A 17,948-nucleotide genomic window follows, 5' to 3' on the forward strand; every position below is an offset into this window, starting at 1 on the left:
GCCCCGGTGCACGGAACGACAGGCTGCTCCGGGACCCGAACGCATGCAATCCGACATCTGCCGCGCCGAAACAGGCCTCGACTCGCTCGAGGCCTTGTCGGCCTGGAATGCCATGATCGCCGCCTTCCTTGCTCACGGCAGCTCAACGCCCGAGCACCTCTCTCGTGTGCTCGATCTCTGTCCGGATGCGGCGTTGCCTCACGCGACGAAGGGCCTGATGTGCCTGCTGCTGGGTCGGCGCGAGATGACGGAAGCGGCCCGATCCGCATATGCTGCGGCACGGACGGCGGCGGCGCAGGGGCACGAGCCTGCCCGCGCCCGGGCGATGACCGATGCGCTCGGCGCATGGCTCGACCAGCAGCCCAGCGGGGCAATTTTCCATCTCGAGGGCATTCTCGCGCTCAATCCGGCGGATACGCTGGCGCTGAAGCTCTCCCATGCGATCCGCTTCGTTATGGGGGATGCCCCGGGCATGCGCCGCTCGGTGGAGCGGGCGCTCGCGGCCCACGATGCGGGTCATCCACTCGCCGGCTATGCGTTGGGGTGCCATGCCTTCGCCCTCGAAGAGACGGGCGATTACGAGGCGGCCGAATGCACCGGGCGCCTCGGCCTCGAACGGGCTGCGGACGACGCCTGGGGCCTGCATGCGGTGGCCCATGTCCATGACATGCTGCACCGGCCCGCGGACGGGATCGCGCTCCTCGAGGCCAACCGAGCGGCCTGGGATCATTGCAACAACTTCCGCTTCCACGTCTGGTGGCACAAGGCGCTGCTCCATCTCGACCGGAGTGAGCACGATCTGGTTCTGGCGCTCTACGACCAGAAGATCAGGGTCGAGAAGACCGACGATTACCGTGACATCGCCAACGCCTCGTCGCTGCTGATGCGTCTCGAACTCGAGGGCGTGCGGTGCGGCGGACGGTGGAGCGAGCTGGCGGATCTCGCGGAGGCGCGCCTGTCCGATGGCTGTCTCGTCTTCGCCGATCTGCATTACATGCTGGCGCTCGCGGGCGATGGGCGGCCTGACGCCGCGTCGGAACTCGTGCGCCGCATGGCCACGCGCGCAGACGGCAAGACCGATGCGGGACGCGTCATCGCGCATCCCGGTGTCGCGGCCGCCTCGGGGCTCGCCGCCTTCGGGGAAGGTCGCTATGCGGTGGCGTTCGACCAGATGAGCCGCGCTCGGGCGCATATGCGCACGATCGGCGGCAGCCACGCTCAGCGTGACGTCTTCGAGCGCATGACCGTCGATGCCGGGATCCGGGCGGGGCGGTTCGATGAGGTGGCGGCCATCCTCGCCGAGCGCACGGCGCAGCGTGCCGGACGGGTCGATGCCTTCGCCGCAAGCCGGATGCGGGCGGTGGCGGCAGCCGGCGGCACGTCGCCCCTTTACGCGGCGCAGTGATCGGGGCTTTCTCCAAGCCGGAGAGGAACCGAGACATGACGACTGCAGAGACCGAGATCCGTCCCACACCGCGCCACGCGACCTCCGCCGTTGCGAGGGCAGCGGTCCGCGATCCGCGGCTCGATTTCTTTCGCGGGCTGGCGATGTTCATCATCCTCATCGCGCATATTCCGGGAAACTGGCTGACGCTCTGGATCCCCGCGCGTTGGGGGTTTTCCGATGCCACGGAGATCTTCGTCTTTTGCTCGGGCATGGCCTCGGCCATCGCGTTCGGAAAGGTCTTCCGGGACCAGAGCTGGGCGATGGGTGCGGCGCGAACGGCGTTCCGCTGCTGGCAGGTCTACTGGGCGCATATCGGTCTCTTCTTCGCGATCGCCGTGACGGTGTCCGCGCTCGATGCGACCGGCGCGTTCGAGCGCGACTATACCGGACAGCTGAATCTCCTTCCGTTCTTCGAGGAGACGCAGGCCAACCTCATCGGATTAATGACGCTGACCTACGTGCCGAATTACTTCGACATCCTGCCGATGTACCTCGTGATCCTCGCGATGATGCCCTTCGTGATCGCGCTGGCTCGGGTGCACTTAGGCGTCGCGGCTGCGGCGGTGGTGGCGGTCTGGCTCCTCGCGCAATCCGGCATCGCGCGGCTTCCCGCAGAGCCCTGGTCCGACCGCGAATGGTTCTTCAATCCGTTCGGATGGCAGCTGATCTTCTTCACCGGTTTTGCCTTCATGTCCCGCTGGCTTCCGGCTCCGCCGAAATTGGGCGCGCTGTTGTGGCTCGCGATCGGCTTTCTCGTGCTGACCTCGCCACTCTCGTCGCCGCGGGTGGTGGACATCCTCCAGGTGATCTGGCCCGCAGCCGCGGATTGGGCGATGGGGATCTATCCGGATATTGGGCTCCTCCGGGACAAGACCGATTTCGGGGTGCTTCGTTACCTGCACTTCCTCGCGCTCGCCTATGTGGCCTGGTGGGCGGTGGGTCCCGCGGGTGACAGGCTGAAGGCTCCGGCGGGCGATGGTGCTCTGGCGCGGACATGGTCGACCGGTCTTGCCGCGACCTTGAAGGTGGGGCAGCAATCGCTCGCGATCTTCATCACCTCCATGTATCTTGCCCGTCTTCTCGGCCTCTGCCTTGACGTCATGGGGCGGAACTACGTGACAATGGCGTTAGTTAACTTTGGTGGTGCGGCGATTCTCGTCGCCGTCGCCTATGGCGTCGGCTGGATCAAGACGCACCCCTGGCGGCAGGTTAAAAAGGGAAGCTAGATGCTGCGGAGAGAGGTGCTGACCGGCCTTCTGGCGGCCTTGGCGATGTCCGGTCGCGCGCGTGCCCAAGGGCAAGGTGGCGCGGATGCGAAGTCGTCGGACTATGTTCCCGGGCTGCGGCTTTCGGACCCGCGCCCGTTCTCGCGCGAAGACGTGCGAGCGTTGGCCCAGAGGATGGCGGGTGAGGCCTACGAGCCGCCGCAGCGCATCCCCGAGGAATGGACAAAGGTCAGCTACGACCAGTACCGCTCGATCTGGTTCGATCCGCGCAATGCGCTCTGGAACAAGAGCGCGGAGGAGCCATTCCGCCTCGATGTGTTCGCCCCGGGGCTCTACTTTCCGACCCCGGTCGAGATCGCGATCGTCGACGGTGGTGAGGCGCGGCCGATCGTCTTCGACCTCGAGGTTTTCGATCGGTCGGACCAATTCCCGGACCTGCCTGTCGACGAACGGCTCGGCTATTCCGGTTTCCGGCTCAGGGCCGAACTCGAACACGAGGGCATCTTCACCGAGTTCGCGGTGTTCCAGGGTGCAAGCTATTTCCGCGGGATAGGCACCGGCGAGATCTACGGCCTCTCCGCACGGGGCCTCGCCCTCGACACAGCCGAGCCCGATGGAGAGGAGTTCCCCGAGTTCCGCCGCTTCTGGATCGAGCATCCGGACCCTGAAGACGACAGCATCGTCATCCACGCCCTTCTGGACAGCCCTAGCTGCACCGGCGCCTACCGGTTCGAGATGACGCCGGGGCGGGCGCTCACGATCGGCGTCGAGGCCGAGGTCTTCGCGCGGACCGAGCTCGGTCATCTCGGTATCGCGCCCCTCACCTCCATGTTCCAGTTCGACGAGACGAACCGCGACCAATTCTCGGACTTCCGGTCCGCGATCCACGACAGCGACGGCTTGCTCATGGTCAACGGGTCGGGCGAGACGCTCTGGCGGCAGCTTGCCAACCCTCCGAGCCACCTTCAGGTGAGCGCCTTCGTGGACCGGGACCCGCAAGGCTTCGGGCTGATGCAACGTGACCGAGAATTCGAGGATTTCGGCGACCTGCAGGCGCTCTATCATCGCCGCCCGGGTCTCTGGATCGCGCCGCGAGAGGCGTGGGGGCCGGGGGTCGTCACGCTGGTCGAGATCCCCACCGATGACGAGGTCTACGACAACATCGTGGCCTACTGGCGACCGGCAGAGCCGCTGGCGCCGGGCCAGTCGAAGGCATTCTCCTACGACATGACCTGGTCGGAAAAGAGCGACTGGGGCTCAGGCCTGCGCGTTCTCAACACCCGGGCCGGAGCGGCGCGCGATGGCGGCATTCGCTTCGCGATCGACTTCTCGGACGGACGCGCGCTGCCCGAGAACCTCGACGATGTCCAAAAGCTGGTCCGCACCACGGGTGGCGAGGTCAGCGCCGCAATCGTGCAGCGCAATCCCTCCACGGGCGGCGCGCGGCTTGCGTTCACATTGAGGCCGGGGGATGCTCCGGCCGCCGACCTGCGCGCGCAACTGCGTCTGAACGACGCGCCACTCTCCGAGGTCTGGCTATATCGCTGGACTGTTTGATCGGCGACGGTCTCTCCTTGGCGTGACCGGCAGGTGTGGTCACGTGCCCGGGTCGGCATATCTCCCGTCAGTAACGGCTTCGGCCCATCAGTCGGATTGCGCGCCGGGCCCGTGCTTCGGCGTGCCGCTCGTCGCTCACAACGCCGGAGACAAGATCATGTGGCGCAAACGTCTCTCAATCCTGACGACGGCAATAGGGCTCGCTTCGGTGGGGACGGATGTCCGGGCAGCTTGCGGCGCTGAAGAGGGCGCCTGCGAGATCCCGGGTGGCACCTATCACGTGGAGCTGCCCGATGAGGGCGACGACGGCGCACCCGCACTCATGTTCCTGCACGGCTGGGGCTCGAGCGGGGAGGGAACGTTGACCATGCGAGGCGTTGTAGGCGCGGCGCTCGCGCGGGGCTACGCAATCATCGCTCCCGACGGCATCCCGCGGCAAGGACGCAGCGGACGGACGTGGGCCTTCCACCCTGAGCGCCCTCAACCCCGCGACGAGATCGCTTTCCTTCAGGCCGTACGTGACGACGCGGCAGAGCGGTTCGGCCTCGATCCGGAGCGGATGCTGCTCGCGGGCTTTTCCATCGGGGGATCCATGACGAGCTATCTTGCCTGCGCGGAACCGGACGCCTTCGCAGCGTACGCTCCGGTCTCGGGCAGCTTCTGGCGCCCGCATCCCGAGGCTTGTGCCGGTCCCGTTCGGCTCTTCCACACGCATGGCTGGCGTGACCCGGTGGTCCCGCTCGAAGGGCGCCTTCTGCGAGGGGGCAGCCTCGATGCGCCGAATGCCGTGGCGCAAGGCGACGTCTGGCACGCGATGGATCTCTTGCGCCAGGCCAGCGGGTGCCGCCTGCAGGCGGACGAGTTCGCCTCCGACGGCACCTACTGGCGCAAGGACTGGACGAGCTGTTCCGACGGAGCGGCGCTCGGTTTCGCTCTCTTCGACGGCGGCCACGGCGTGCCGGAGGGCTGGGCCAAGATGGCGCTCGACTGGTTCGAAGGGCGCTGACCCGTCCCGCGATCGCCTGGAGGGGTCAGGCCACCTCGTCGGCGGTCAGCGGGCCCGGGAAGAGACAGGCGCATTGATGCCGCCCGCGTCCGGGATGCGGCACCTCCTCCGCGCAAGCTTCAACAGCGCGCGGGCACCTTGTGCGGAACACGCAACCGGACGGGGGCGCCATGGGCGAGGGCAGATCGCCATGGAGGGGGATCGTCTGCTTGTTCCGCTCGATCTGCGGATCCGGCACCGGCACAGCTGACATGAGCGCCTGCGTGTAGGGATGCTGGGGGTCGGCGTAGAGCAGGTCCGCCGGAGCCTTCTCCATCATGCGGCCGAGATAGAGCACCATCACCTCGTCCGAGATGTGCTTCACCACCGACAGATCGTGCGCGATGAAGAGGATCGCGAGCCCGAGCTCGCGCTGAAGCTCCTGCAGAAGCTCGATCACCTGCGCCTGGATCGACACGTCGAGCGCAGAGACCGGCTCGTCGCAGATCAGCAGCTTCGGCTCCACGATCAGCGCCCGGGCGATGCCGATGCGCTGGCACTGGCCGCCCGAGAACTCGTGGGGATAGCGGTTGATCATCTGCGGCAGCAGGCCGACCCGGTCCATCATGCGGGCGACACGCGACTTCACCTCCTCGCGCCCGAGCTCCGGGCGGTGGGTGCGCAGCGGCTCGGCGATGATCTGGCCGAGCGTCATCCGCGGGTTCAGCGAGGCGAGTGGATCCTGGAAGATCATCTGGATCTCGGAGCGGTACTTCTGCATCCGCTGGGACGACAGCGACAGAAGGTCCGTCTCGCCCTGCCAGACGACCTCGCCGGATGCAGGCACCATCTGGATGAGCGCGCGGGCAAGCGTGGACTTGCCGCACCCGCTCTCGCCGACGACGCCGAGCGTCTGTCCCGGCATCAAATCGAAGCTCACCCCGTTGACCGCATGCAACTGGCGCGGCTTGGTCCACGGCATGTCGCCGGGACGGGTGATGTCGAAGGCGACGCGAAGGTCGCGTGCGGAAATCAGGGGCGTGCTCATGCGGCGACCTCCTCGACCGGGCGGTGGCAGGCGCGGACGCGCCCGTCGCCCGCGGGTTCGAGCGGCGGCATGACGGCGCAATCCTTACCGGCAAAGGCGCAGCGGGGGCGGAACGGGCAGCCCTTCGGCGGCCGCGCCATGTTCGGCGGGTTGCCGGGGATCGCCTGCATCGTCTCCTGCCCCTGATCGACGCGCGGGACCGCGTGCAAAAGACCGCGGGTGTAGGGGTGGGTCGGCTTGCCGAAGAGCGGATCGGTCGGCGCCCGCTCCATAATCCGGCCGCCATACATCACCGTCACCCGCTCGCAGAAACCCGCGACGACGCCGAGGTCGTGGGTGATCAGCATCGTGGCCATGCCGAACTCGGCCTGCAGCTCCTGCAAGAGGCGCATGATCTGGCTCTGCACCGTCACGTCGAGCGCGGTCGTCGGCTCATCGGCGATCAAGAGGTCGGGCTGGCAGAGCAGCGACATCGCGATCATCACGCGCTGTCGCATGCCGCCCGAGAACTCGTGCGGGTAGAGCCGGATGCGATCCTTCGCGCCCGGGATCCGCACGGCGTCGAGCATCCGGACGGCCTCGGCCAGCGCATTCTTCTTGCTCATTCCCCGGTGCAGCATGAGAACCTCGGCCATCTGGTCCGAGATCTTCATGTAGGGGTTCAGCGACGTCATAGGGTCTTGGAAGATAATCGCGATCCGCTCCGCGCGGATGCGGTTCATCACCTTCGGGGGCGCGTTCAGGATCTCCTCGCCGTCGAATTTGATCGAGCCGGAGGTGCGGCCGTTGCGCGCGAGCAGACCTAGGATAGCAAAGGCGGTCTGGGACTTGCCCGAGCCGCTCTCGCCCACGATGCCGAGGGTCTCGCCCCGGTCGAGGGAGAGGGAAAGGCCGTTCACCGCGTGAACCGTGCCGTCGGGCGTGTCGAAGGCCACGTCGAGATTGTCGATGTCGAGAAGCGCCATGTCAGCGGTCCTTGGGGTCGAGCGCGTCACGCAGGCCGTCTCCGACGAAGAAGAAGCCGAAAAGCGTGAGGCAGAAGAAAAGAAGCGGGAAGCCGAGCTGCCAGATCGTGCCGTAGGCGATCGTGCCGGCGCCTTCGGAGATCAGCGCGCCTAGCGAGGTCAGCGGCTCCTGCACGCCGAGGCCGAGAAAGGAGATGAAGCTCTCGGTCAGGATCATCAGCGGCACGAGGAGCGTCGCATAGACGGCGATGACGCCGAGGAGGTTCGGCACGATGTGGCGGCGGATGATCGTGACGCCCGAGACGCCGGTGGCGCGCGCGGCCTCGATGAACTCGCGGTTCTTGAGGGACAGCGTCTGACCACGGACGATGCGGGACATCTCGAGCCACGAGATGAGGCCGAGCCCCACGAAGAGGGCGATCATCGAGCGGCCGTACATGACGAGGATGAGGATCAGCACGAACATGTACGGGATGGCCATGAGGATATCGACCATGCGCATCATGATCTGGTCGACCCGGCCGCCGACATATCCTGCCGTCGCGCCGTAGATCGTGCCGACGACCACGGCGACGAGCGCGCCGACGAAACCGACGGCAAGGCTGACCTGCGTGCCCTGCACCGTTCGCGCGAAGAGGTCGCGGCCAAGCTCGTCGACCCCGAAGTAGTGGCCGTTCGCCATCGACGGGCCGCCTTCCTGTGCGACGACGCCCATGACGTTGTAGTCGAGCTCCTCGTTCGACCATTGCGCCAGATGCGAGCCGAAGAGGGCGAAGAGCACCACGAAGATCAAGAGGAACAGGCCGAACATCGCGGCCTTGTTCTTGACGAAGCGCGACCGGGCGTCGGCCCAGAGCGAGCGGCCGGCGACTTCGTCCTCGGCCATGCGCTCGGCGATCGCGTCCATGCGTTGCGTGTCGTGGACCATGGGCTCAGTACCGGATTTTCGGGTCGATCCACCCGTAGAGGATGTCGACCACGAGATTGAAGAAGATGGTGAGCGCGCCCATGAGGATCGTGACCCCCATCATCACCGCGTAGTCGCGGTTGAGCGCGCTGTCGACGAAGGCCTTCCCGATGCCGCCGGTGGAGAAGTAGACGTCCACCACGACCGAGCCGGTGATCATGCCCACGAAGGCGGGCCCGAGATACGAGATGACCGGCAGCATCGCGGGTTTCAGCGCGTGGCGCAGGATCACCCGGCGCTCGGGCAGGCCCTTGGCCCGCGCGGTGCGGATGTGGTTCATGTTCAGCGTCTCGAGCATCGATGACCGGGTGATCCGCGCGATCGACGCCATGAACGAGGTCGAGAGCGCGATCACCGGCATGATCAGGTACTCCCACTGGCCGCCCTGCCAGCCGCCGCCCGGCAGCCAGCCGAGCCAGAGGGTGAAGGTCAGCACGAGGATGGGCGCCATCACGAAGTTCGGCAGCACCTGAGCGCCGATCGAGATGCCGACGGCGAAATAGTCGAGGACCGAGTTCTGCCGGATCGCGGCGACGACGCCGAGCGTCACGCCCACGACCACCGCGACGACGAAGGACAGAAGGCCGTAGGTCAGCGTCACAGGAAAGCCCTGGGCGATGATCTCGTTCACAGTGCGGTCCTTGTAGATGAAGGACGGGCCGAAATCGAACTCGGTGACGATTCCCCAGATATAGGTCAGGATCTGCCGCCAGAGCGGCTGGTCGAGCCCGTACTTGGCGTTGAGGTTCGCCAGCACTTCCGGCGGCAATTCGCGCTCGGACGTGAAGGGGCCGCCGGGCGCGGCGTACATCAGCACGAACGAGACGACGATGAGGATCAGCAGCGTCGGGATCGCGAGGGCCAGACGCTTGATGGAATAGGACAGCATGGGCGGCTCCCGAGGGAAGAGCGGCGCGGGTCGAGTGCAGCCAGTGGTAAGGGTAGCGCGGACCTGCGCGAAGGGCACGGCCGCGGGAGGAAGAGGGTGCCCGGAAGCGGGCACCCTCGAATGGTGCGGTCTTACTCGGCCACGCGGTAGAGATCCTTGGCGTACCAGGTCTGGTTCACGTTCTCGAGCGGCCAGCCTTTGATGTCCTCGTTAAGCATGAAGACCTTGGCGTAGTGGTAGATCGGGATGATCGGCATCTCTTCGGCCAGGATCGTCTCAGCCTGCTGGTACATCGGCAGCGGGTCCTCGGCGGTCTTCGACTCCTTCATGACCTGGTCGTATTCGTCGTTGAAGAATTCGCCGTTGTTGTGACCCGAGTAGGAGGCCAGAAGGTCGAGGTAGGTCGACGCCTCGTTGTAGTCCCCGCACCACGCGTACCGCGCCATGTCGAACTCCTGGTTCTGCATGCGGTCAGTGTGTACCTTCCACTCGTAGTTCGCGAGCGTGATGTTCACGCCGATCTGGCGCAGCATCTGTTGGGCGGCCACGGCGATCTTCTTGTGATCCTCCGAGGTGTTGTACTGCAGCGTCAGCTCGAGCGGGTTGTCGGGGCCGTAGCCGGCCTCGGCAAGAAGCTCCTTGGCCTTCTCGATGCGCTCTTCCTGCGTCCAGTTGGCGTACTCGATCTCGGGGCGCTCGAAACCGGCGACCGCGGTATGCGTCCAGTTGTAGGACGGCGGCTGTCCGCCCTGCAGGATCCGCTCGACGATGATGTCGCGGTCGATGGCGTAGGACAGCGCCTTGCGCACGTTGACGTCCTTGAGTTCCTCGGGGCCGCTTTCGCCGACGTTCAGCATGTAGATGTAGGAGCAGTTGTAGGGCACCGAGTTCGCCTGCTCGGGGTATTCCTCTTCGAGACGCGGATACTGACCGGCCGGGATGTCCACGCGGTCGAGCTCGCCGGCGAGGTAGCGGGTCAGGCCCTGGTTCACGTCGTTGATGGTCAGCGCCGTGAGATCGGTGAAGATCACATTCTCCGCGTCCCAGTAGGTGTCGGATTTCGACATCTCGACGCGCTCGCCGAGGATGTGCTCGTCGAGCACGTAGGCGCCGTTACCGACGAGGTTCTCGGCGCGGGTCCAGTTGTCGCCGTGCTCCTCGATCGTCGCCTGATGGACCGGGAAGGTCGAGGCGTGCACCAGCATCTGCGGGAAGTAGGGCAGGGGCGTGGTGATCCGGACTTCAAGGGTCCGGTCGTCGACCGCAGTCACGCCGAGTTCGTCGACGGACATGTCACCGGCGATGATCTCGGCGGCGTTCTCGATCTGCATCAGCTCGAGGTACCAGGCATACTCGGAGGCGGTCGCGGGATCGGCGAGACGCTTCCAGGAATAGACGAAGTCCTGCGCGGTCACCGGATCGCCATTCGACCACTGGGCGTCGTCGCGCAGGGTGAAGGTGTAGGTCTTCTGATCGTCGGAAACCGTATGCTCGAGCGCGACGCCGGGCACGAGCTCGCCCGTGCCGTTCTCGTTGTAGAGACCTTCGAAGAGGGACCGCAGGACGTCCGAACCCTCGACGTCGGTGTTGATCTGCGGGTCCATCGACTTGATCGCGTCGAGGAGCCAATAGGTGTAGCTCTGGTCCTCGGCAAGTTCGGTGCCCTCGGGAACGGGATTGTCCGCGAATGCGGGGCTTGCGGCGATAAGTGCGAATAGCGATGCGGCGAGGCTGTTTTTCAGCACGGGTGTCATACCTCCGATAAGACTTATGGTCCGGTCGCGGGGAGTCCCCCGGCCCGGAATGCGCGAAAGTGAGAAGCGAGCGCGGGGCGGCATCAACCCTGCCGTCGCGGCACACCGGGTTTCGGCGTCATGTCGGCTGAAATTTGCCGACGATCCTAGCCCAATGAAACCCCGCGGGACCTGCTTGGCCAGCCACGGTTCTGTGACCTTTGCGGAACGTGCGCGTCGGCAGGTTCAATCTTGGCGAAAGTTGCGGGAGATGATTCGCCTCGACGTCGAACGGAGGTGAGGGGCCGCTCCCCGCTATCCCTGAGCAACAGGCCGTAACGCAACCGGCTGCAGCGGGTATCAGCGCAGCGTCGACGCGGAATATCTTAGGTGTCTGATATAAAATGAAAAAAGGGTTCGTTGACTTGCTCATGCCCCTCCGATACGAGACCACCGGACAGCGGACATGACAGGAGGCGGGCCCTTGCGAGTGATGGTCAAGATCAGCGGAGAGGCGCTGGCGAGCGGGTCTTCGGGGGTCTTCTCGGATGCCGCGATTTCCTCCGTGGTGAAGGAGATCCTCAAGCTGCAGGAAACCGGGGCCGAGATCGCCTGCGTGGTCGGCGGCGGTAACATCTTCCGCGGCTCGGTCTCCTCGGACTGGAACATCGAGCGGGTCGAGGCCGACAATGTCGGCATGCTCGGCACCATCGCCAACGGCATCCTGCTCCGCGCGAAGATCGAGGCGACCTCGGACATCGAAGTGCGCCTCATGTCGGCGCTGACCATCCCGCAGATCGGCGAGCCATATATCCGCCGCCGGGCCACCCGGCATCTCGAGAAGAACCGGATCGTCCTGCTCTGCGGTGGCATCGGCGAGCCGTACCTGACCACCGACTACCCGTCGGTGCAGCGGGCGATCGAGCTCGACTGCGACTGCGTGCTGGCCATGAAGAACGGCATCGACGGCGTGTACGACAGCGATCCGCGCAAGAACGACGATGCGCGGCTCTACAAGTCGCTGACCTTCGAGAAGGCGATCAAGGACCGGCTGACCTTCATGGACCAGGCGGCGCTGGTGCTCGCGCAGCAACATTCGATGCGCGTGCACGTCGTCGGCTTCGACCAGTCCGGCGCGGCGGGACGCGTCCTCAACGGCGAGCAGATCGGCACCACGATCAGCGACGAAGCCGGCGTCACCTACTACTGAGCGGCGTGGCGCTGCAGCTCGCGGTCCTGTAGGGTTCAGCGCCGGAACGCCTGCCGAGGAACGCCATGCCAGACGGACGGGGCCGCGCGGCCCTTTCTCCTCCGATCCGGGACTGCCTCTCCGGGCCCGCGCCGCGGGCGACCGGCTTCATCGTCACCATCTACGGCGACGTGGCCGAGCCGCGCGGCGGCACGCTCTGGATGGGAACCCTGATCGAGACCTGCGCGGACCACGGCATCTCGGAGAGCCTTGCGCGCACGGCCGTCTCGCGCCTCGTGGCGTCCGGGCGTCTGATCGGCGAGAAGGTCGGGCGCCGGTCCTATTATCGCCTCACCGATCCCGCAGGGGCCGAATTCCGGCAGGCGGCGCGACTCTTCTACGAGCCACCCGAGCCCGCGCAGGGCTGGCTCTTCGCGCTCGGGGAGGTCGCTTTGCCCGAGGATCTGAGTTCCGTCGCCTGGGCCCGGATCGCACCCGACGTGGCGCTGGCACCCGACAGGGCCGACGTGACCCGGCCCGCCGGCGCCCTGATCGAAGGCACGCCCTCGGGCGATCTGCGCGCCTTCGCTGCCGCGCATTGGAACCTCGATCCGGTCGCGGATGCCTATCGCACCTTCCTGCGCCGGTTCGTGCGCGTCGCCTCGGCTCTCCATCCACACGACCTGCCGGAGGGGGCGGCCTGTCTCGCCTTGCGTCTGAAGCTTGTTCACGCGTATCGGCACTGCGTGCTCGCAGATCCGCGTTTGCCCGCGGACGCACTGCCCCGGGACTGGCCGGGCGAGGCGGCGCGGCGCCTTTTCGCCGAGACATATCTCGCGCTTGCGCCCGCGGCCGATGCTCATGTCGGCGTCGCCTTTCACGACGCCGATGGAACACTTCCCGCAGAAACCCCCGACACCCGAGCTCGCCTCGAGAGTCTGAACGCCGGCCTCGACCGCGCGGAGTGAGCGCCGGCTGCGCGCATCGATCCGCGACGCACTCGAAAGCATCACGGATACCCTGAAAATTTCCCTTTGGCTGTAATGTATTTTGTGGTACGTCAATCGGTGAGGCGTCGAGAGCGCGCCACGACGGGGGGAGACATGCCGGACGTTTACCTTTGCGATGCGATCCGTACGCCGATCGGCTGGCATGGTGGCGCGCTTTCCGCCGTTCGCGCGGAACATATTGCCGCGATCCTGACCGCCGCGCCGATGGCGCACGATCCCGGCCACGTCGGGCTGGCGGTAAGCGTAGGTCGGGGACTCGCGGTGTTACCCGAGCGCGTGTGAGCGCTGCTGCCAAGGAGGACAGACCCATGTATGCACAGATGGTCAAATCCGAAGGATCTTCGGGCGAGGAAACCCCCGAGGAGCGGGAATTCCAGGACCGCATCGACCGGGGCGAGAAGATCGAGCCCAAGGAATGGATGCCCGCGGGCTACCGAAAGACCCTGATCCGCCAGATCAGCCAGCACGCCCATTCCGAGATCGTCGGCCAGCTGCCCGAAGGCAACTGGATCACTCGCGCGCCGACGCTCGAGCGCAAGCAGATCCTGCTCGCGAAGGTGCAGGACGAGGCGGGCCACGGGCTTTACCTCTATTCTGCCGCCGAGACGCTGGGGATCAGCCGCGACGAGATGTACGAGCAGCTGCATTCCGGCAAGGCCAAGTATTCCTCGATCTTCAACTATCCGACGCTGACTTGGGCCGACATGGGCGCGGTCGGCTGGCTCGTCGACGGCGCCGCCATTATGAACCAGGTGCCGCTGCAGCGGACCTCCTACGGTCCCTACAGCCGCGCGATGATCCGCATCTGCAAGGAGGAGAGCTTCCACCAGCGGCAGGGCTACCACATCATGATGAAGATGGCCCGCGGCACCGAGGCGCAGCGCGAGATGGCGCAGGATGCGCTCAACCGCTTCTGGTATCCGGCGCTGATGATGTTCGGGCCGTCCGACGCAAACTCGGTCCATTCCGAGCAGTCGATGGCGTGGAAGATCAAGATCAACACCAACGACGAGCTGCGCCAGCGCTTCGTCAACGAGACCGTGCCGCAGGCCGAGTTCCTCGGGCTCGAGGTGCCGGATCCGGACCTCGCCTGGAACGAGGAGAAGGGCGGCTACGATTTCAGCCAGCCCGACTGGGACGAGTTCTTCGAGGTGCTGAAGGGCAACGGTCCCTGCAACAAGGAGCGGCTCGGCGCCCGCGTGAAGGCGTGGGAGGATGGTGCATGGTTCCGCGACGGCCTGACCGCCTATGCCGAGAAGGCTTCGGCGCGCCGCGCGGCGAGTGCCACGGCGGCGGAATAGGGCTCACATCGAGGGAGGACGCGCAATGTCCAAGGAATGGCCGCTGTGGGAGATCTTCATCCGCAGCCAGAACGGCCTGAACCATCGCCATGTGGGCAGCCTGCACGCGCCGGACGCCGAGACCGCGATTCTGAACGCCCGTGACGTTTACACACGCCGCAAGGAGGGTGTGTCGATCTGGGTGGTGAAGGCGGTGGACATCACCGCGTCCCAGCCCTCGCTCAAGGGTCCGATCTTCGATCCGGCCGAGGACAAGGTCTACCGGCACCCGACCTTCTACGACATTCCCGACGACGTGGAGCACATGTGATGCCCTCGCTGCCCGACATGACGACGCCGAACGTCGCCGAGCTCGCGCGCGATCAGGGCGGGCAGGGGCCTCGCGACGTTCTGGCCGAAACGCCCGAGCTCAAGCCCGCGCTCTTCGAGTGGCTGTGCCGGATGGGGGATTCGACGCTGGTTCTGGGGCACCGGCTCTCGGAATGGTGCGGCAGGGGTCCTGCGCTCGAGGAGGACATCGCCGTCGCGAACGTCGCGCTCGATCTCATCGGACATACGCAGATGTGGCTGGGCCTCGCGGCCGAGGTCGAGGAGGGCGGACGCTCCGTCGACGATCTCGCCTACCTGCGCGACGTGATGCGCTTCCGGAACATCAAGCTGGCCGAACTGCCAAACGGCGATATCGGTCGGACATTGATGCGCCAGTTCCTCTTCGACGCCTGGCACCACCTGATGCTGGAGCGGCTGGTGCAATCTTCCGTGACGGAGGTGGCCGAGATCGCCGCGAAGGCCCTGAAGGAAGTGACCTATCATCTCGGGCGGTCCAGCGATCTCGTCATCCGGCTCGGAGATGGCACCGCCGAGAGCCATGCCCGGATGCAGGAGGCGCTCGACCTGCTCTGGCCCTATACCGGCGAGATGTTCACCGGCGATGCGGTCGACGAGACGGTTGCGGAAGCCGGCGTCGCGCCGCGGCCCGAGGACCTGCGCGCGGCTTGGACGGCGCTGGTGACCGAGGTGCTCTTCGAGGCGACGCTGAGTGTTCCCGAGAACGGCGACGTGCATCGCGGCGGAAAGCAGGGACGGCATACCGAACATCTCGGTTACCTTCTTGCGGAGATGCAGTTCCTCCAGCGTGCATATCCGGGGGCGGAATGGTGACCAAGACACTGCCCGATACCGCAACGGTCTGGGACTGGCTGGCCGAGGTGCCCGACCCCGAGATCCCGGTGATCTCTGTCACCGACCTCGGTATCGTGCGCGACGTGCGCTGGGAGGGGGACGCGCTCGTGGTCGCCGTCACTCCAACCTACTCCGGCTGCCCTGCGACTGCGGTGATCAACCTCGACATCGAGACGCATCTGAGGTCGAGGGGAATTGACAACGTGCGTCTCGAACGCCGCCTGTCGCCGCCCTGGACGACCGAATGGCTGAGCGAGGCGGGCCGCGAGAAGTTGCGCGCCTACGGCATCGCGCCACCGGTGGAGGGCACGGGATCCGACATGGCCTCCGCCCGTGCCGCGCGCCTCGCGGGGGCATCAAACCTCGTCGTGACCTGTCCGCGCTGCGGGTCGGAGAGGACCGAGAAGGTCAGCCAGCACGGCTCGACCCCCTGCAAGGCGGCCTATCGCTGCGCTGCCTGCCTCGAGCCCTTCGACTACTTCAAATGCATCTGATGCCCCGGCCGGGAGGACAGGCGATGCGGGCGCATCCGCCGATCGAACGGGCCAACCGCTCCGAGCCCCAAACGCACAGAACGCCAGAACCGCAGGACCGCGCCTGATGCCCCGCTTTCATCCTCTCACCGTAACCGACGTGCAGAAGACCACCCGCGATGCCGTGGTGGTCACGCTGAAACCGTCCGAGGACGCCGTCGGGGACTTCGCCTTCACCCAAGGCCAGTACCTCACCTTCCGCCGCGACTTTGACGGCGAGGAGCTGCGCCGGTCCTACTCGATCTGCGCCGGTCTCGACGACGGCGTGCTACGGGTCGGGATCAAGCAGGTTGACGGTGGCGCGTTCTCAACCTGGGCCAACGAGGAGCTGAAGCCCGGCGTGATGCTCGAGGCGATGCCGCCGATGGGCAAGTTCCACATCCCGCTCGATCCCGGGACCGAGCGGCATTATCTCGGCTTCGCCGGCGGCTCCGGCATCACGCCGGTCCTGTCGATCGTCAAGACGGTGCTGGCCCGCGAGCCGAAGGCGCGGTTCACACTGGTCTATGCCAACCGCCAGGTCGGATCGATCATGTTCCGGGAGGAGATAGAGGACCTCAAGAACACCCATCTCGGCCGCTTTTCGGTGATCCATGTGCTCGAGAGTGAGGCGCAGGAGATCGACCTCTTCTCGGGACGCATCGACGCCGAGAAGATAGAGGCGCTCTTCCGTCACTGGGTCGATGCGTCCTCGGTCGACGCCGCCTTCATCTGCGGGCCCGAGCCGATGATGCTCACGATCGCCCAAAGCCTGCGTGATCACGGGCTCAGCGACGAGCAGATCAAGTTCGAGCTTTTCGCCTCCTCCCAGCCGGGGCGCGCCAAGAAGAAAGCCGTGTCGAAACAGGCGGCGCAATCCGGCAACACCTGTGAGGCACAGGTGACGCTCGACGGCGCGACGCGGACGTTCCGGATGCCCAAGGACGGCACCGCGCTCCTCGATGCGGCGCTCGAGAACGCCATGGACGCGCCCTATTCGTGCAAGGCGGGCGTCTGCTCGACCTGCCGCGCCAAGGTGATCGAAGGCGAGGTCGAGATGGAGACCAATCACGCGCTCGAGGATTACGAGATCCGCGCGGGTTATGTGCTGACCTGCCAATGCGTGCCGCTCTCGGACAGGCTTGTGGTGACCTACGATGAATGACGCGGCCGATCCGGACGCCATGCCCGTGGCGGAGTACCTGAGGCAGGGCGGCAGGCTGACCTCGCCGCAGGGCATTCCGCCGCGCTACAGGGCGGAGCTTATGCGGCTCATGTCGTCCTTCGTCGACAGCGAGCTTGCCGGATCGGCCGGGTTCGCCGCGGCGATCAACTGGGCGCCCGGGATCAAGGAGCGTATCGCGGCGAGCCGGATCACGCTCGAGAAGGCCGACCACGCCGAGCGCGTCCTGAAGCTCATGGCTGAGTTCGGCACCGACATGGCCCGCTACGAGCAGGCGCACGACTGGTCCGCGCGGGTCTCCCGGAGCGCCGAGATCGCGGCGTCCCGCCGGGGCGGGGACATGCGGCTGTCGGTCTTCCACTACCCGCTCGCCGGCTGGACCGACGCGGTGGCGATGAATGTCGTCATGGGGCTCGCGACCGGCGTGCAACTCGCCGAGATGGCGCGCGCGTCCTACCAGCCGCTGGCGGAGGAGCTGCGCGCCATCGCCTCGCGCGAGCGGCGACACGTGGAACTTGGCCTCGAGGGGCTGGAGCGGATCGCGGGCTCGGAAACCGGACGCGTCGAGGCGCGGAAGGCGCTGACCTATTGGTGGCCGCGCGTCGCAGAGACCTTCGGCCCCGCGGGATCGGAGAGGTTCGAGCGGCTCCGCGAGATGGGCTTGCGCCACGAAACGAACGAGGCGCTCCGCGCGCGATGGGAGGACGAGGCCAAGGCGGCTCTGACGCCGCTCGGCCTCGGCTGACGACGAAGG

Annotated in this window: 18 protein-coding genes; 13 read left to right on the forward strand and 5 right to left on the reverse strand. The window is 66.2% G+C overall.

Going from position 1 to position 17,948, the window contains the following annotated elements:
• The first annotated feature begins 43 nt into the window (after positions 1-43).
• From OCH239_RS00450 to OCH239_RS00465, 4 genes are all read left to right on the forward strand, one after another.
• Positions 44-1,405, forward strand: a complete 1,362-nt coding sequence (locus OCH239_RS00450; RefSeq protein ID WP_037257021.1) for a tetratricopeptide repeat protein — start codon at positions 44-46, stop codon at positions 1,403-1,405.
• A gap of 35 nt (positions 1,406-1,440) precedes the next feature.
• Positions 1,441-2,673: an OpgC family protein gene (locus OCH239_RS00455; protein WP_037257024.1), complete on the forward strand. Its 1,233-nt coding sequence runs from the start codon at positions 1,441-1,443 to the stop codon at positions 2,671-2,673.
• On the forward strand, positions 2,674-4,230 hold the full coding sequence (locus OCH239_RS00460) for an OpgD/OpgG family glucan biosynthesis protein (RefSeq protein WP_037257027.1): 1,557 nt from the start codon (positions 2,674-2,676) through the stop codon (positions 4,228-4,230). It begins immediately after the preceding gene.
• Positions 4,231-4,387: 157 nt separating this feature from the next.
• A complete protein-coding gene (locus tag OCH239_RS00465) occupies positions 4,388-5,236 on the forward strand; it encodes a CE1 family esterase (RefSeq protein WP_084781975.1) in 849 nt (282 codons plus the stop codon).
• Positions 5,237-5,261: 25 nt separating this feature from the next.
• On the opposite strand, the gene OCH239_RS00470 is transcribed toward OCH239_RS00465, so the two are convergent.
• The 5 genes from OCH239_RS00470 to OCH239_RS00490 form a co-directional block, all read right to left on the reverse strand.
• Positions 5,262-6,263 carry an oligopeptide/dipeptide ABC transporter ATP-binding protein gene (locus OCH239_RS00470; RefSeq protein ID WP_037257030.1) on the reverse strand — a complete coding sequence of 334 codons (1,002 nt, stop codon included), beginning with the start codon at positions 6,261-6,263 and terminating at the stop codon, positions 5,262-5,264.
• Positions 6,260-7,228 carry an oligopeptide/dipeptide ABC transporter ATP-binding protein gene (locus OCH239_RS00475; RefSeq protein ID WP_037257033.1) on the reverse strand — a complete coding sequence of 323 codons (969 nt, stop codon included), beginning with the start codon at positions 7,226-7,228 and terminating at the stop codon, positions 6,260-6,262. Before OCH239_RS00475 ends, OCH239_RS00470 begins: the two co-directional genes overlap by 4 nt.
• 1 nt (position 7,229) lies before the next feature.
• A complete protein-coding gene (locus tag OCH239_RS00480) occupies positions 7,230-8,135 on the reverse strand; it encodes an ABC transporter permease subunit (protein WP_037257036.1) in 906 nt (301 codons plus the stop codon).
• A 25-nt stretch (positions 8,136-8,160) separates the two neighbouring features.
• Positions 8,161-9,084, reverse strand: coding sequence for an oligopeptide ABC transporter permease OppB (gene oppB, locus OCH239_RS00485; protein ID WP_037257039.1), 924 nt, complete (start codon positions 9,082-9,084; stop codon positions 8,161-8,163).
• Positions 9,085-9,215: 131 nt separating this feature from the next.
• Entirely contained in the window at positions 9,216-10,838 is a 1,623-nt protein-coding gene (locus OCH239_RS00490) for a peptide ABC transporter substrate-binding protein (protein ID WP_037257042.1), read from the reverse strand.
• A 445-nt stretch (positions 10,839-11,283) separates the two neighbouring features.
• Between OCH239_RS00490 and pyrH the strand changes: the two genes are divergently transcribed.
• From pyrH to OCH239_RS00535, 9 genes are all read left to right on the forward strand, one after another.
• Positions 11,284-12,027: a UMP kinase gene (gene pyrH, locus OCH239_RS00495; RefSeq protein WP_037257044.1), complete on the forward strand. Its 744-nt coding sequence runs from the start codon at positions 11,284-11,286 to the stop codon at positions 12,025-12,027.
• Between the two features lie 65 nt (positions 12,028-12,092).
• Positions 12,093-12,974, forward strand: a complete 882-nt coding sequence (locus OCH239_RS00500) for a PaaX family transcriptional regulator C-terminal domain-containing protein (protein WP_037257047.1) — start codon at positions 12,093-12,095, stop codon at positions 12,972-12,974.
• A gap of 135 nt (positions 12,975-13,109) precedes the next feature.
• Positions 13,110-13,298, forward strand: a complete 189-nt coding sequence (locus tag OCH239_RS00505) for a hypothetical protein (protein WP_037257050.1) — start codon at positions 13,110-13,112, stop codon at positions 13,296-13,298.
• 26 nt (positions 13,299-13,324) lie between these two features.
• Positions 13,325-14,317 carry a 1,2-phenylacetyl-CoA epoxidase subunit PaaA gene (gene paaA, locus OCH239_RS00510; protein WP_037257053.1) on the forward strand — a complete coding sequence of 331 codons (993 nt, stop codon included), beginning with the start codon at positions 13,325-13,327 and terminating at the stop codon, positions 14,315-14,317.
• A gap of 25 nt (positions 14,318-14,342) precedes the next feature.
• Positions 14,343-14,627 (forward strand): 1,2-phenylacetyl-CoA epoxidase subunit PaaB, encoded by a 285-nt coding sequence (gene paaB / locus OCH239_RS00515; protein ID WP_037257055.1) that lies wholly within the window; start codon positions 14,343-14,345, stop codon positions 14,625-14,627.
• On the forward strand, positions 14,627-15,478 hold the full coding sequence (gene paaC / locus OCH239_RS00520) for a 1,2-phenylacetyl-CoA epoxidase subunit PaaC (RefSeq protein WP_037257058.1): 852 nt from the start codon (positions 14,627-14,629) through the stop codon (positions 15,476-15,478). Before paaB ends, paaC begins: the two co-directional genes overlap by 1 nt.
• The gene (gene paaD, locus OCH239_RS00525) at positions 15,472-15,993 is read left to right on the forward strand and encodes a 1,2-phenylacetyl-CoA epoxidase subunit PaaD (RefSeq protein ID WP_037257063.1); all 522 of its coding nucleotides are present in this window, start codon (positions 15,472-15,474) and stop codon (positions 15,991-15,993) included. The genes paaC and paaD overlap by 7 nt, the downstream gene beginning before the upstream one ends.
• A gap of 106 nt (positions 15,994-16,099) precedes the next feature.
• Entirely contained in the window at positions 16,100-17,176 is a 1,077-nt protein-coding gene (paaE, locus tag OCH239_RS00530; protein WP_037257066.1) for a 1,2-phenylacetyl-CoA epoxidase subunit PaaE, read from the forward strand.
• Positions 17,169-17,939 (forward strand): Phenylacetic acid catabolic protein, encoded by a 771-nt coding sequence (locus OCH239_RS00535; protein ID WP_037257069.1) that lies wholly within the window; start codon positions 17,169-17,171, stop codon positions 17,937-17,939. Before paaE ends, OCH239_RS00535 begins: the two co-directional genes overlap by 8 nt.
• The last annotated feature ends 9 nt before the right edge of the window (positions 17,940-17,948 follow it).

The sequence above is a fragment of the Roseivivax halodurans JCM 10272 genome, from assembly GCF_000521785.1.
Lineage (GTDB): Bacteria > Pseudomonadota > Alphaproteobacteria > Rhodobacterales > Rhodobacteraceae > Roseivivax > Roseivivax halodurans.